The 15,490-nt window shown below is 52.4% G+C and carries 11 protein-coding genes; 10 read left to right on the top strand and 1 reads right to left on the bottom strand.

Annotated features, from left to right (window positions below):
- Positions 1-114: 114 nt before the first annotated feature.
- The 10 genes from nuoH (at position 115) to CS948_RS12105 (ending at position 13,782) form a co-directional block, all read left to right on the top strand.
- Complete coding sequence (gene nuoH / locus CS948_RS12150; RefSeq protein ID WP_099292006.1) at positions 115-1,191, top strand: NADH-quinone oxidoreductase subunit NuoH; 1,077 nt, start codon at positions 115-117, stop codon at positions 1,189-1,191.
- 9 nt (positions 1,192-1,200) lie between these two features.
- On the top strand, positions 1,201-1,725 hold the full coding sequence (locus CS948_RS12145; RefSeq protein ID WP_255301994.1) for a 4Fe-4S binding protein: 525 nt from the start codon (positions 1,201-1,203) through the stop codon (positions 1,723-1,725).
- Between the two features lie 15 nt (positions 1,726-1,740).
- Entirely contained in the window at positions 1,741-2,253 is a 513-nt protein-coding gene (locus CS948_RS12140) for an NADH-quinone oxidoreductase subunit J (RefSeq protein ID WP_099292005.1), read from the top strand.
- Positions 2,254-2,348: 95 nt separating this feature from the next.
- A complete protein-coding gene (gene nuoK, locus CS948_RS12135; RefSeq protein ID WP_099292004.1) occupies positions 2,349-2,648 on the top strand; it encodes an NADH-quinone oxidoreductase subunit NuoK in 300 nt (99 codons plus the stop codon).
- A 70-nt stretch (positions 2,649-2,718) separates the two neighbouring features.
- Positions 2,719-4,617 (top strand): NADH-quinone oxidoreductase subunit L, encoded by a 1,899-nt coding sequence (nuoL, locus tag CS948_RS12130; protein WP_099292003.1) that lies wholly within the window; start codon positions 2,719-2,721, stop codon positions 4,615-4,617.
- Between the two features lie 95 nt (positions 4,618-4,712).
- Positions 4,713-6,203 carry a NuoM family protein gene (locus tag CS948_RS12125; protein ID WP_099292002.1) on the top strand — a complete coding sequence of 497 codons (1,491 nt, stop codon included), beginning with the start codon at positions 4,713-4,715 and terminating at the stop codon, positions 6,201-6,203.
- Positions 6,204-6,315: 112 nt separating this feature from the next.
- A complete protein-coding gene (locus CS948_RS12120) occupies positions 6,316-7,740 on the top strand; it encodes an NADH-quinone oxidoreductase subunit N (protein ID WP_099292001.1) in 1,425 nt (474 codons plus the stop codon).
- 262 nt (positions 7,741-8,002) lie between these two features.
- Positions 8,003-9,142, top strand: coding sequence for an efflux RND transporter periplasmic adaptor subunit (locus tag CS948_RS12115; RefSeq protein WP_099292000.1), 1,140 nt, complete (start codon positions 8,003-8,005; stop codon positions 9,140-9,142).
- Positions 9,139-12,240 carry an efflux RND transporter permease subunit gene (locus tag CS948_RS12110; RefSeq protein ID WP_099291999.1) on the top strand — a complete coding sequence of 1,034 codons (3,102 nt, stop codon included), beginning with the start codon at positions 9,139-9,141 and terminating at the stop codon, positions 12,238-12,240. Before CS948_RS12115 ends, CS948_RS12110 begins: the two co-directional genes overlap by 4 nt.
- 168 nt (positions 12,241-12,408) lie before the next feature.
- Entirely contained in the window at positions 12,409-13,782 is a 1,374-nt protein-coding gene (locus CS948_RS12105) for an efflux transporter outer membrane subunit (protein WP_099291998.1), read from the top strand.
- Between the two features lie 276 nt (positions 13,783-14,058).
- On the opposite strand, the gene CS948_RS12100 is transcribed toward CS948_RS12105, so the two are convergent.
- Positions 14,059-14,985 (bottom strand): hypothetical protein, encoded by a 927-nt coding sequence (locus CS948_RS12100; protein WP_099291997.1) that lies wholly within the window; start codon positions 14,983-14,985, stop codon positions 14,059-14,061.
- Between the last annotated feature and the right edge of the window lie 505 nt (positions 14,986-15,490).

The raw sequence follows: 15,490 nt of genomic DNA, 5'->3' as shown, positions 1-15,490 counted from the left end.
AATTGAAAATTGAGAATTGAAAATTGAAAATGAAAAAAGATTTTAGGATTAGAAAGAACGTGGGCTGTGCGGTGGGAATCTAAAATCTAAAATCATTAAATCTAAAATTAGTACATGTTTGACTTTGCAACAATAACACACTGGGTAGATGAACTTCTGAGAAGTTACCTTCCTCAAGCGGCGGCGACACTGGTAGAGTGTATACTCATCGGGTTGTGCCTGTTGCTGGGGTATGCCCTTATCGCATTGGTACTGATTTACGTGGAACGTAAAGTTTGTGCCTTTTTTCAATGCCGTATCGGACCGAACCGCGTAGGACCTTACGGGACGATACAGAGTGTCGCCGATATGATCAAGATGCTGACCAAGGAATTGATAGAAATCAACCATATCGACCGCTTCCTTTTCAACCTCGCTCCTTTCGTGGTGATCGTCGCGTCGGTACTTGCTTTCGGGTGTATCCCGTTTGCCAAGGGACTGCACGTGATAGACTTCAACGTGGGAATATTCTTCCTGATCGCCGTTTCATCCATCGGTATCGTGGGAATCCTGCTTGCCGGATGGGCCAGTAACAACAAATACTCGTTGATCGGAGCCATGCGAAGCGGCGCGCAGATGATCAGCTACGAATTGTCAATCGGGTTGTCGATCCTCACGGTAGTTGTCTTTACCGGAAGTATGCAACTCTCCACCATAGTGGAAGGACAGGCTGACGGCTGGCTGCTCTTCAAGGGACATATCCCGGCATGTATCGCGTTTATCGTTTACCTGATTGCCGGAACAGCCGAAACGAACCGGGGTCCCTTCGACTTACCGGAAGCTGATTCCGAATTGACGGCAGGGTATCATACCGAATATTCGGGTATGCACTTCGGCTTCTTTTACCTTGCCGAGTACTTGAATATGTTCGTGGTAGCTTCCGTGGCAACCACGTTGTTTCTGGGTGGTTGGATGCCGTTGCACGTGCCCGGTTGGGAAAGTTTCAACCGAATCATGGACTACATTCCGTCCATCGTTTGGTTCTTCGGTAAAACAGGTGTAATTATATTCATTATCATGTGGTTCAAATGGACATTCCCGCGATTGCGCATCGACCAGTTGCTCCGGTTGGAATGGCGCTATCTGCTGCCGCTCAACCTGCTCAACCTGTTCCTTATGGTCATCGTGGTGGTATTCAAACTACATTTTTAAAGAAAAGACATGAATAGTATAGCAAGATATTTTAGCACGTTCTTCAAGGGTTTGTTCTCGTTACTGACGGGAATGAAAGCAACGCTCCGAGAGTTTTTCACCAAGAAGACGACCGAACAGTACCCGGAGAACCGGGCGACATTGAAGATGTTCGACCGTTTCCGCGGTGAACTGGTGATGCCACATGACGAACACGGTAACCACAAGTGCATCGCTTGCGGTATTTGCGAGATGAATTGCCCGAACGGCACGATCAAGATTACTTCCGAATCCGTCACGGACGAGGCTGGGAAAAAGAAAAAAGTATTGGTAAAATATCGCTACGATCTGGGTAGCTGTATGTTCTGCCAACTCTGTGTGAAAATGTGCCCGCAAGGCGCCATTCACTTCGTACCCACGTTCGAACACGCGGTATTCACAAGAGATAAGCTGGTAAAAATGCTTCACGACAATTCAATTGAAAATGGAGAATTGAAAATTGAAAATGAAAAAAGTGATAGCAAGCGGGAGGAAATCATAAATCTAAAATCATAAATCTAAAATTAATACATGAGTACAGCAGAATTACAAGAAACGGTCTTTTTCATCTTGGCATCGATTATCGTTGTCTTTTCAATCTTGACCGTGACGACCAACCGGATCCTGAGATCGGCGACATACCTGCTTTTTGTGCTTTTCGCCACTGCCGGTATATATTTCCAGCTGGAATACTCCTTTCTCGGTGCGGTCCAACTAACGATCTACGCCGGGGGTATCATTATTTTGTACGTCTTCTCGATATTGCTGACAACAGTCGATAAGACGAAGGTCACTAAACTGAAAAACAGCAAGATGTTTGCCGGGCTGCTCACGGCTCTGGCAGGTGCTGTTATATGCGTCTACATCACGTTGACCCACTCGTTCGGTCCGTCCCGTTTCACGGGAGGCGAGATCAACATGAAGGTCATAGGAAACGCCCTCATGGGTACGGAGAAATACCAATACCTCCTCCCCTTCGAGGCCATCAGTATCCTTTTGCTGACATGTATCATCGGTGGAATCATGATAGCACGAAAACGATAAACAAATTTATGATTTACGATATACGATTTACGAATTATAATCAAGAATCTAAAATCATAAATCAAGAAATCTAAAATTAGAATATGGAACTACACATGGAATATTACTTGGTGATCAGCACGATCATGCTTTTCGCGGGAATCTACGGTTTTATCACCCGGAGAAACCTACTGGCAGTATTGATCTCCATCGAGCTGATACTAAACTCGGTAGATATTAACTTCGCCGTGTTCAACCGCTATCTCTTTCCCGATCAGATGGAAGGCTTTTTCTTCACGCTGTTCGCCATCGGGGTATCCGCCTGCGAAACGGCAGTGGCAATAGCTATCATTATCAATATATACCGGAACATCCGGAATATACAGGTAAAGAATTTGAGTGAGATGAAACACTAATATTAATTTATGAATTACGATTTACGAATAACAATCTAAAATCATAAATCAAGAAATCTAAAATTAAAACATGGAATATACAGCACTCATATTAATACTACCGTTACTAACGTTTCTAGCGTTAGGGCTACTGGGGACGAGGTTAAAGTCCGCGGTTGCCGGATACATCGGGACGTTATCGATAGCCGTGGCTGCCCTGCTGGCTTATACCACGGCGTGGCAATACTTCACGATGCCGCGGGTAGACGGGATACATGCTCCCGTCATTCCGTTTAATTTCGAATGGCTGCGTTTCACGCAATACCTGCACATAGACCTCGGTATTCTGCTCGATCCGATCTCGGTCATGATGCTTGTTGTCATCACCACCGTGTCGCTCATGGTACATATATACAGCTTGGGCTACATGCACGGGGAAAGAGGTTTCCAACGTTACTACGCGTTCCTCTCTCTTTTCAGTTTCTCCATGCTGGGATTGGTCGTTGCCACGAATATTTTCCAGATGTATATCTTCTGGGAACTGGTGGGAGTATCTTCCTACCTGCTGATCGGGTTCTACTACACGAAACCCGAGGCAGTGGCGGCTTCCAAAAAAGCCTTTATCGTCACCCGGTTCGCCGACCTCGGCTTTCTTATCGGGATACTGTTATTATCCTTCTACACGAAAACATTCTCGTTCGAGATACTCACCTCCGGCGATACCTCCATCTTCGCCGGGGCTGCCGGAACCACCTTCATGGGTTGCTCCGTCATGAGTTGGGCGATGGTACTGATATTCATGGGTGGTGCCGGAAAATCCGCCATGTTCCCGTTACATATCTGGCTGCCGGACGCCATGGAAGGTCCGACGCCCGTGTCCGCGTTGATACACGCCGCCACCATGGTGGTTGCCGGGGTATTCCTCGTGGCGCGTCTATTCCCGGTCTATTTCTTTGAAGCACCGGATGTACTCGTGCTCATAGCCGTGGTCGGGGCTGTCACCTCGCTCTATGCCGCCGTCGTTGCCTGCGTGCAGACAGACATCAAGCGGGTACTCGCCTTCTCCACGATATCACAAATCGGTTTCATGATGGTTGCCCTCGGGGTTTCCGGCATGGACGGCCACGCCGGGTTGGGATACATGGCTTCCATGTTCCACCTGTTCACGCACGCCATGTTCAAGGCGCTCCTGTTCCTCGGCGCGGGTGCTATCATCCATGCCGTGCACAGCAACGAGATGAGCCACATGGGCGGTCTGCGCAAGTACTTGCCCGTGACGCACATCACGTTCCTCGTGGCATGTCTTGCCATATCGGGTATTCCGCCGTTCTCGGGCTTTTTCAGTAAAGACGAGATACTCGCTGCCGCGTTCATGTTCAGTCCGGTCATGGGAGTCGTGATGAGCTTCATCGCCGCCCTCACCGCTTTCTACATGTTCCGGTTGTATTACAATATATTCTGGGGCAAAGAAAGCACGCACGAACATACCCCGCACGAGGCTCCGAAGTCCATGACACTACCGCTCGTGTTCCTTGCCGCGGTTACCCTTTTTGTCGGATTTATACCTTTCGGTAAGTTCATCAGCAGCAACGGTCAGGAATACATCATCCACCTCGACTGGACGGTAGCAATCACCAGTATCGTCGTGGCATGCCTCTCCATCGCACTGGCAACGTTCTTCTACCGGAAACCCAACCCGATACCCGCTCGTCTGGCGACGACGTTTGGCGGACTGCACCGCGCGGCATACCGACGGTTCTACATGGATGAATTGTACCTCTTCATCACGAAGCGCGTCATCTTCAACTGTATTTCCCGTCCCCTCGCTTGGTTCGACCGCCATGTCATAGACGGCGCCCTCAACGGGCTCGCCGCCATGTCACAATGGGTATCTTACAATATCCGCGGCTTACAATCCGGTCAGGTACAGCAATACGCTTACGTGATCCTGCTCGGTACGGTATTCATATTAATACTGGTATTGATTTAATTGAAAATGGAGAATTGAAAATTGAAAATGAAAGAAGCGTTAGCAAGTGGGGAGAAATCTAAAATCTAAAATCAAGAAATCTAAAATTAATAAATATGAACTTCTTATCCTTATTCGTTCTAATACCAATCCTCACGATGTGCGGGCTTTTCTTCTCGAAGAACCTGCAACAGATTCGTGTAGCGGTTGCCACGGGAGCCTCGCTGTTGTTGGTTCTCGCCGTGGGATTGGTGTTCGCTTATCTGGGAGAACGAGGAGCCGGCAACACGGCCGAGATGTTATTCACCGCCGACACGGTGTGGTATGCCCCGTTAAATATTCATTATTCTGTCGGGGTGGACGGCATATCGGTAGCCATGTTGCTACTCTCTGCCATTATCGTGTTCACCGGAACATTCGCCTCGTGGAAAATGGAATTTCTGCAAAAGGAATACTTCCTCTGGTTTTATCTCCTGTCCGTCGGGGTATTCGGGTTCTTTATCTCGATAGACCTCTTTACCATGTTCATGTTCTACGAGGTAGCGTTGATTCCCATGTACCTGTTGATCGGGGTATGGGGCAGCGGTAAAAAAGAATACGCCGCGATGAAATTAACCCTCATGCTTATGGGTGGTTCCGCCCTGTTGCTCGTGGGAATACTGGGAATATACTTCCACTCCGCCGCATCGGGCATGCCGTCCATGAACCTGCTCGAGATAGCACAAAACCACGCCATGCCGGTAGCGTTGCAACGCTGGTTCTTCCCGCTTGTATTCGTGGGATTCGGCGTACTGGGAGCCTTGTTCCCGTTCCACACGTGGTCACCCGACGGTCACGCCTCCGCTCCCACTGCCGTTTCCATGCTCCACGCCGGAGTATTGATGAAACTCGGTGGATACGGGTGTTTCCGGGTTGCTATCTACTTGATGCCGGAAGCCGCCAAAGAACTCTCGTGGATATTTATCATCCTCACGGGTATCAGCGTGGTCTACGGGGCTTATTCCGCCATCGTGCAAACCGACTTGAAATATATCAACGCCTACTCCTCGGTGAGCCACTGCGGACTGGTGTTGTTCGCCATACTGATGCTGAACCGGACTGCCATGACGGGAGCCGTCCTGCAAATGCTCTCTCACGGTTTGATGACAGCCCTCTTCTTCGCGCTTATCGGTATGATCTACGGACGTACCCATACGCGTGACATCCGGGAGATGGGCGGATTGATGCGTATCATGCCGTTCCTCGGTGTCTGTTACGTGATCGCCGGTCTGGCTTCCCTCGGGTTACCGGGATTAAGCGGATTCGTGGCGGAAATGACCGTATTCGTCGGCGCGTTCCAGAACACGGACACGTTCCACCGGGTATTCACGATCATCGCCTGCACGTCCATCGTCATCACGGCGGTGTACATCCTGCGGGTTGTCGGCAAACTGCTTTACGGGAAAGTAGTCAACGACCACCACCTCGCCCTCACCGATGCCGTCTGGTACGAGCGCTTTTCCACCATCGTGCTCATCATCGCCATCGCGGGTATCGGTCTGGCTCCCCTGTGGTTGTCCGACATGATCAGCGAATCATTACAATCGGTAATCACGATGTTATATTAAAATTTAATATGGTTTATAAGGTTCATAAAGTTACCGAAAATATAATACTTCATGAACCTCACGAACTTTATAAACCTTATGAACCTTATGAACTTTATAAACTCAATTCAACATGGTTTACGCTAATTTCTTACTAATGAAAGAGGAAGTATCACTCATCGCGGTAATCGTTATACTCCTCGTTTACGATATATTCGGTTCCCCGAAAAGCCTGAAATACTTTCAGCCTATCGCTTGCATACTCGTGGGAATCCATACCCTGCTGAACCTCTCGCCCAACGTCGAAATCAGTGCTTTCGGGGGGATGTATCACAACCTGCCCATGGGTAGCGTCATGAAGACCATCCTCAACATCGGAACGTTGATTGTCTTCATGCAGGCGAACAACTGGCTCGCCAACGAACGCACCATCATCCGCCGGGGTGAATTTTACATGATTACCCTCGCGACCTTACTGGGTATGTATTTCATGATCTCCGCCGGCAACTTCCTGATGTTCTTCATCGGACTGGAAACGGCATCCATCCCCATGGCTTGCCTCGCCGCGTTCGACAAGTACAAGCAAAAATCCGCCGAGGCAGGCGCAAAATACATTCTTACCGCCGTGTTCGCTTCCGGACTGTCGCTCTACGGTATATCCCTGATATACGGAACCACGGGAACCCTCTATTTCGAGGACATCCCCGCCGGACTCAACGGTAGCCTCATCCAGCTCATGGCGTTCGTGTTCTTCTTCGTGGGACTCGGTTTCAAACTCTCGCTTGTACCCTTCCACCAGTGGACGCCCGACGTTTACGAGGGAGCCCCGACGAGCGTCACCGCCTATCTCTCCGTGATATCCAAAGGTTCGTCAGCCTTCGTGCTTATGGCAATCCTGTACAAGGTATTCGCCCCGCTCGTGCATGAATGGCAAAGCATCCTCTACTGGATTATCATCGCTTCCATCACGTTGGCAAACTTCTTCGCGCTACGGCAGCAGAATCTGAAACGTTTCTTCGCCTACTCCTCCATATCGCAAGCCGGATACATCATGCTGGGCATCATCAGCGGCACGGCAATGGGTATGACGGGATTGGTGTACTACGTGCTGGTATACATGCTTTCCAACCTCGCCGCGTTCGGCGTAATCGCTATCGTGGAACATCGCTCCGGCAAACTCACCATAGACGACTACAACGGGCTTTATTCCACCAATCCCCGCCTCAGTTTCGTGATGATGCTTGCCCTCTTCTCGCTGGCAGGTATCCCCCCGTTCGCCGGGTTCTTCAGCAAATTCTTCATCTTCGCTGCCGCCGCCGAACAGGGATATTACGTGTTGGTATTTGTCGCGTTGATAAACACGGTCATCTCGCTTTATTACTATCTCCGCGTGATAAAAGCCATGTTCATCAACAAAAGCGAGATGCCCATCGAATCATTCCGCTCCGACGGATACACCCGCGTCAGCCTACTCGCTTGTAGCGCCGGTATCCTTTGCATGGGTATCCTCAGCATCGTGTACGAAAGCATCGGGACATTCAGCTTCGGGAGTTACTAATTTATGATTCATGATTTACGATTTATGATTAATTGACTTTATAAACTGGAGGTGTGTTAAAACACACCTCCACTTGTGATAAGAATATTCCCCACCCCGTGGCAAAATTCCACGATATCCCCATTTACGTTTTCGGGGCATGATAAGGGAAAAAAGAAAAATACTTATTGTCTATCAGCAAAATAACCTATTTTCACATTTTAACGTACAAACTAGCACACAATTTTCAATAGAAAAAGCTAAAATGAAAAACATAAGGAACATGAAGGTAAGACATGCAGTAACAATTCTCGCGATAACAGTCGCGTTCGGGGCGTGCAAAGACAAGCAGGAACCCGTGCGGCAAATAGTGACGGTAGAGAAAGCGGGAACAGACAATGTAGAAATTTACGGTGAATACGTGGGGCAAATCCGCGCCAAAAGCGCGGTGGAAATCCGGGCGCGCGTGGAAGGTTACCTCGAAGCGATGCTTTTCGAGGAAGGGAAACGCGTGAAGCGGGGACAACCCCTGTTCAAGATAAACAGCGACTTGTACCGGGCACGCGTCGACAAGGCAAAGGCGCAACTGGCAAAAGACCGGGCGCAGGCGGCAAAGTCGGAACGTGACGAGGAACGGTTACGCCCGTTGTACGAACAGAAAGCCGCCAGCCAGTTGGATTTGGACAACGCCGTCGCCGCCCTCGAGAGTGCCAAGGCAAACGTCGCCATGAGCGAGGCCGACCTCAAACAGGCGGAATTGGAACTGGACTACACCACCGTCCGCTCCCCCATCGACGGGTATATCAGCGAGCGTTACGCCGACATCGGTTCACTTGTCGGTCCCGGGGGAAAATCCCAACTGGCAACTGTCGTGGAGAGCGACGAGGTGCTCGTGGACTTCAGCCTTCCGGCTCTCGACTACCTGAAAGGGCAAAAACGCAACGTCACCCTCGGGGAGAAAGACGTCAACCGATCATGGCAACCCAGCGTGACCATCACCCTTGCCGACAACTCGGTCTACCCGCTGACGGGTATCGTCGACTTCGCCGACCCGCAGGTAAACCCGAAAACGGGAACTTTCGGCGTGCGTGCCGCATTACCCAACCCCGAACGCAGGCTATTGCCGGGGCAATTCACGAAAGTGAAACTATTGCTCGACGTGCGGGAGAACGCCATCGTCGTACCCACCAAAGCGGTCATCATAGAGAAAGGCGGCGCCTACATCTACGTCGTGCGCAAGGATAGCACGGCAGAAAAGCGCTTTATCGAGATAGGTCCCGAGGTGAACAACACCACCGTCGTGGAACGCGGACTGGGACCCGACGAACTGGTCGTGGTGGAAGGATACCACAAGCTCACCCCGGGAGCACTCGTGAACCCGGTCAACGCCGCTATTAAAGAAGAAGAGGAGGTACAACCATGAAACCGGGCTTCTTTATCGACCGCCCCATCTTCTCGGCGGTACTTTCCATACTGATTGTCATCGTCGGCGTTATCGGCTTGTTTCAGCTGCCCGTCGACCAATACCCGCAAATCACCCCGCCCGTGGTTAAAATCTCGGCATCTTACCCCGGGGCAAGCGCCGTCACCGTGTCACAAGCCGTGGCGACACCCATCGAGCAGGAATTAAACGGCACGCCGGGCATGCTATACATGGAATCGAGCAGTTCCAACTCGGGAGGCTTGTCCATCACCATCACTTTCGACATCTCCACCGACGCCGAACTGGCGGCAGTGGACGTGCAAAACCGGGTAAAACTGGCAGAATCGCGCCTCCCCGCCGAAGTCGTGCAGAACGGCATCAAGGTGGAAAAACAATCCGCCAGCCAGTTAATGACACTTGCGCTCACCTCCGAAGACCCCCGCTTCGACGAGATATACCTCAGTAACTTCGCCACCATGAACGTGCTCGACGTGCTGAAACGTATCCCCGGTGTGGGAAGGGTATCCAACATCGGCAGCCGTTACTACGCCATGCAGATATGGATACTCCCCGACCGCATGGCGAACTTCGGGCTCACCATCAAAGACCTGCAAAACGTGCTCAAAGACCAGAACCGCGAGTCGGCTGCGGGCGTGCTGGGACAACAACCCATGACGGGCGTCGATATCACCATCCCGATTACCGCCCCGGGGCGTCTGTCCTCCGTCGAAGAATTCGAAGACATCGTCGTGCGGGCAAACCCCGACGGCTCCATCATCCGCCTGCGGGACATCGCCCGGGTATCGCTGGAAGCGAGTTCCTACAACACGGAGAGCGGGCTCAACGGCGAGAACGCCGCCATCCTCGGCATCTTCATGCTCCCCGGAGCCAACGCCATGGAAGTCGCCGACAACGTCAAAAAAGCCATGGAAGAAATCAGCCGCGACTTCCCCGAGGGCTTGGAATACAACATACCGTTCGACGTCACCACCTACATCGCCGAATCCATCCACGAGGTGTACAAAACCCTGTTCGAGGCACTATTCCTCGTCATCCTCGTCGTCTTCCTCTCGCTGCAAAGCTGGCGGGCATCCCTTATCCCGCTCGTGGCGGTTCCCGTGTCGCTGGTCGGCACCTTCGGGTTCATGCTCGCGTTCGGGTTCTCCATCAACATGCTCACGCTACTCGGGCTGGTACTCGCCATCGGTATCGTCGTCGATGACGCCATCGTCGTCGTCGAGGGAGTCGAGCGTATCATGGAAGAAGAAGGACTCTCCCCCCGCGAGGCAACGGGCAAAGCCATGAAAGAACTGACGGGAGCGCTCGTTGCCACCTCGCTCGTGCTGGGTGCCGTGTTCGTGCCCGTGAGCTTCCTGCCCGGCATCACGGGGATGCTCTACCGCCAGTTTGCCATCACCATTGTCGTGTCCGTGCTCATATCACTGGTCGTGGCATTGACGCTCAGCCCCGCCATGTGCGCCCTGCTGTTGCGCCCCTCCACGGGCAAAAAAGGCTACGTGTTCCGCAAAATCAACGATTGGCTGGCACGCGGTAACCACAAATACATCCATATCCTGCAACGGGCACTCGCCCACCCCCGCCGCATCGTCGCCGGGTTCGGCATCGCCATCGTCTTCATCTTCGTCCTCAACCGGGTCATTCCCGGCAGCTTCCTGCCCGAGGAAGACCAAGGGTACTTCAAAGTGGAACTGGCACTACCGGAAGGCGCCACGCTCGAACGCACGCGTAAGGTGACCGACCGGGCCATAGAATATATCAAGCAGCATCCCGCCGTCGCCCACGTGCAGAACGTGACGGGAAGTAGCCCCCGCGTCGGTACGGCACAATCGCGCACAGAACTGACCGTCATCCTCAAGCCGTGGGAAGAACGCAAGAAAGGCGATATGTCCCTCAAAGAGGTCATGGACGACATCCGCGCCGAATTCTTCAAATACCCGGAAGCACAGGTATTCCTTTCCACGCCGCCCATCATTCCCGGCTTGGGAGCGTCCGGCGGATTCGAGTTGCAAGTGGAAGCCCGCAACGGCGCCACCTTCGAGAACCTCGTTGACGCCGTCGATACCTTGCTCAAATACGCCGCACAGGACAAGGCTCTCGCCGGGGTATCCTCCTCCCTGCAAGCGGAAATCCCGCAATTATACTTCGACGTCGACCGCGACAAAGCCCAACTGCTAGGCATCCCGCTGGCGGATATATTCTCGACCATGAAAGCGTACACGGGTTCGGTATACGTCAACGACTTCAACATGTTCAACCGGGTATACAAAGTGTACCTACAAGCCGAGGCGCCCTACCGGATGCACAAGGAAAACCTGAACATGTTCTTCGTCAAGACCTCCGCGGGCGACATGGTTCCCCTCACCGCGCTCGGCGCCCCGCAATACACCACGGGTCCCGGCTCCATCCGCCGTTTCAACATGTTCACGAACGCCATCGTGAACGGCGAGGCAGCCCCCGGGTACAGCTCCGGTGACGCCATGCGGGCGATAGAACGGATTGCCCGCCGGCACCTCCCCGACAACATCGGGCTCGAATGGAGCGGTCTCTCCTTCCAAGAGAAAAAAGCAGAAGGACAAACCGGAATGGTCATGGCACTCGTGTTCATCTTCGTGTTCCTCTTCCTTGCCGCCCTCTACGAGAGTTGGCTGGTGCCTGTCGCCGTGCTGCTCTCCCTGCCGATAGCCGCCTTGGGCGCATACCTCGGCGTGTGGGTATTCGGGTTGGAAAACGACGTCTACTTCCAAATCGGGTTGGTTACCCTAATCGGTCTTGCCGCCAAAAACGCCATCCTAATCGTCGAATTTGCCAAAGTAGAGGTAGACAAAGGAGTCGGTGCCGTCACCGCCGCGCTCACCGCCGCGCGTGCCCGCTTCCGTCCCATATTGATGACATCCCTCGCGTTCGTGCTGGGCATGCTCCCCATGGTGCTCGCCAGCGGCCCCGGCTCAGCCAGCCGCCACTCCATCGGTACCGGAATCTTCTTCGGTATGCTCGTCGCCATTACCGTGGGTATCGTCCTCGTGCCGTTCTTCTTCGTGCAAATAGAAAAAGTTGTTCATAAAATGAAAAAACGATGAGAGTTTATAAAGTTCATAAAGTTCATAAGGTTCATAAAGTTCTATGGACCCCTGCGGGGCGCTTTGTCCACGGCAGCAAAAGCTGCCGTTAAACACTGTCCGAAGGACACCCGTCACTTTATAAACTTTATGAACTTTATAAACCTTATAAACTAAAAAAACACCACCATGAAACGAAATACAACCATAACCCTCTTCTTCCTTGCCGGAGCCACCTTTTTCTCCTCCTGCAAGCTGGGCAAAGAATACACCCGACCGGAACTCAACCTGCCGGAACAGATTGCCGACACGCCCGCCACCGGTACGCGGACCGTCGCCGACATCCAATGGCCGGAAATATACACGGATACCGTGCTGCAAGGCCTGATACGCACCACGCTCTCGTACAACAAGGATTTACTGGCAGCGGCGGCACGGGTAAAAGAGAGCAGCTTCGCCCACCGCGTGGAAAAATCCAAACTATTCCCGCAACTCAGTGCCGACGGACTGGCGGAACGGGAATACGACCGTTCCCCCGGCAACGCTTTCAACGCGGAAGCCACCATATCGTGGGAACTCGACCTTTGGGGCAAACTCCGCTGGGGTTCACAAGCCAGCCTCGCCGCCTACCTCCAGACCGTGGAAGGACAACGAGCCATGCAAATGACACTCGTGGCGCGAGTGGCACAAGCCTATTTCGAGTTACAGGCACTGGACATGGAACTGAGCATCGTGCGGCAGACCTACGACGCCCGCGTCGAAAGCGTGCGCCTCGCCAAATTGCGCTTCGAGGGCGGACTGACTTCCGAAACGGCTTACCGCCAAGCGGAAGTGGAGCTTGCCAAGACCCGCACCCTCATACCCGACCTCGAGCGAAAAATACGCCTGAAAGAAAACGACATCTCCCTGCTCACGGGACACTACCCCGGTCGCATCCCCCGCGGCAAAAACATTGACGAACAAACCCTGACCCGCGAATTGCCCGTGGGATTGCCCTCCACCCTGCTCGAACGCCGCCCCGACCTGCGGCAGGCGGAATACAAGCTGAAAGCGGCAAACGCGAAGGTCGGTATCGCCTACACCAGCATGTTCCCGCAACTGACGCTCACCGCCCGCTACGGACGCGAGGCAGGTGAATTAAGCGACTTTCTTTCCGCCCCTTACTTTTACGTCGGCGGCAAACTCCTCGCGCCCCTGCTCAACGCCGGGAACAACCGGGCAAAACTCAAGGCATCCCGTGCCGCGCTGGAAGCTGAAACGTACAACTACCAGCAAACCGTCCTCACGGCATTCAAGGAAGTCGACAACGCCCTCACCACCTTCTACAAGATACGCGAAATCCGCGAATCGCGCTCCCGGCTCGAACAAGCCGCCCGCTCGTACATGGAGCTCGCCACCCTGCAATACATCAACGGGGTCATCAGCTACCTCGACGTCCTCGACGCCCAGCGCGGATACTTCGACGCCCAAATCAGCCTCAACAACGCCGTCCGCGACGAACTCCTCTCCGTGGTCAGCCTGTACTCGGCACTCGGTGGAGGATGGGAAACAATTGAAAATTGAAAGTTGAAAATTGAAAATGACTTGCTTTCGGCGAGTTGCAGGTTTCATTTCTAGCGTTCAAGACTGTAACACCTCCTCTATAAACAGAGGAGGTGGACGCGAAGCGGACGGAGGAGTTTAATTTAAAATCTTAAATCTCTAAATCTACAATTAATAAACTCCCTCCCCCTTCGGGGTACTCCCTCTATAAACAGAGGGAGAGCTGGAATACAGTCCCTAACGCTAGAAAAGTAACCTGTAACTCGCCGTTTGCGGCGAACAAATCATTTTCAATTTTCAACTTTCAATTTTCAATTGTCTAGTTGCCGCCTCCAATCCCGCCAGTTTTATCTCGAAAGGTGACTTTTTCGCCTTCACCGCTTCCTTCTCGGCAGCGGCGGTCGCTTCCTTCACGCCCGCTTTCGCCCGCGTGATAGCCTCACGCTCCTCGGGCGTGGCGGTCACCTCGCGGACGGCAAGCCGTAACTGTGCCGCCTCGTACGCCTCCACCGCCTCGGCGAGCGTGAGTTCCTCCGCCGTGGGAGGCGGGTACAGCCGCGTGGATGGCGACGAGTACTTGCCATCGGCGGACACCGCAAAAGCGTAGATAAACAGTGCCGCCTTGTTCCAACCCGCCGGAATTAGTGCCGACGTAGAGCCCGCCTCGCCGCGGTCACGCAAATCCACTCGCAGGCTGCGCATCGACTTGTGGTCCTCCGCACCCGCCGTGAACATACAGGCGTACACCCGGTCGTTCGCCCGTGCCAACCCGCCGGGAATCACCTCGTCCACCTGCACGAAAGCCACCTTGCTCGTTTCCATGTCCACTGTCGCCGTCACGTTCACCGTGTCCAGAGAGCCGTCACTCACCTGCATCCCGCCGAAATCGTACTCCAGCACGATTTTCTTCGTCACCGCGTCGCGGGACGCCGTGCAGAGCGTCTTCACGTTCGCCTGCATGAAAGCGTTCATCGGTGACTCTTTCTTCTTGCGCTCACGAAAGCTCACCCGCAACGTTTCCAACAGCGGGCGGGTCAGTTTCCCGCAACCGCCGTAACCCGCTATACGCAAGTCCCGTGCCTCCTGCTTCTCCTTGCTGGAGTAAACAGGGTTCTTTTTACCTTTCATCGCCGAGATTATCTCGCCGTCCCAACCCGTGGTGAAACGGTGTTGACCGATACTCTGGCGCAATTCCCAAAACAGGGTTGATTTACCTTTTGCCATAATTCACGTTGTTTTATTTAGTAATTTTTTTTTCGCCTTCGGCGAGTTGCAATCTACCGGTCACACCCGTTCCCCGGGGTGCCTCGTTGGGGTCTTCCTTCTTTTTTCAAACGATACCGTGATGCAATATTATGACATTCAAAACTAAAAAACAAGAAAAAAACGACTTATTTTTAAACTATTTTTATTTTACTTCTAAAATTTTAATCCAACGTTGTATAAAATCAAATACAACCATAAATACCTGTAAATTTGCCCATTGCATCTTTTTTCCATTTTTACCCCCCGGAAAACCGCGCTACCAAAGGGCTAGGCTACCATTTAGCCTGCATAAAGCCTGCTACTTCCTTGCTAGTAGCCTGCAAACACAAGCTAAATATAAGGCATATAACAATAGAATAACAATCACATTATATTCACTACACGTTATTTAACATTCTCGACAAGTAATGCGATATTGGAAATTAACAGCAAATCAACATTGGAATAATAAAAAGCAAAAAAA

This window comes from Butyricimonas sp. Marseille-P3923, assembly GCF_900184685.1.
GTDB lineage: Bacteria > Bacteroidota > Bacteroidia > Bacteroidales > Marinifilaceae > Butyricimonas > Butyricimonas muris.
The sequence above is the reverse complement of the archived record's forward strand: the minus strand, read 5'-3'. Positions and strand labels throughout refer to the sequence as shown.

Bases quoted from the DNA above. Each gene is read 5' to 3' on its own strand.
- nuoH (WP_099292006.1), top strand. From the start codon at position 115: ATGTTTGACTTTGCAACAATAACACACTGGGTAGATGAACTTCTGAGA.
- CS948_RS12145 (WP_255301994.1), top strand. From the start codon at position 1,201: ATGAATAGTATAGCAAGATATTTTAGCACGTTCTTCAAGGGTTTGTTC.
- CS948_RS12140 (WP_099292005.1), top strand. From the start codon at position 1,741: ATGAGTACAGCAGAATTACAAGAAACGGTCTTTTTCATCTTGGCATCG.
- nuoK (WP_099292004.1), top strand. From the start codon at position 2,349: ATGGAATATTACTTGGTGATCAGCACGATCATGCTTTTCGCGGGAATC.
- nuoL (WP_099292003.1), top strand. From the start codon at position 2,719: ATGGAATATACAGCACTCATATTAATACTACCGTTACTAACGTTTCTA.
- CS948_RS12125 (WP_099292002.1), top strand. From the start codon at position 4,713: ATGAACTTCTTATCCTTATTCGTTCTAATACCAATCCTCACGATGTGC.
- CS948_RS12120 (WP_099292001.1), top strand. From the start codon at position 6,316: ATGGTTTACGCTAATTTCTTACTAATGAAAGAGGAAGTATCACTCATC.
- CS948_RS12115 (WP_099292000.1), top strand. From the start codon at position 8,003: ATGAAGGTAAGACATGCAGTAACAATTCTCGCGATAACAGTCGCGTTC.
- CS948_RS12110 (WP_099291999.1), top strand. From the start codon at position 9,139: ATGAAACCGGGCTTCTTTATCGACCGCCCCATCTTCTCGGCGGTACTT.
- CS948_RS12105 (WP_099291998.1), top strand. From the start codon at position 12,409: ATGAAACGAAATACAACCATAACCCTCTTCTTCCTTGCCGGAGCCACC.
- CS948_RS12100 (WP_099291997.1), bottom strand. From the start codon at position 14,985: ATGGCAAAAGGTAAATCAACCCTGTTTTGGGAATTGCGCCAGAGTATC.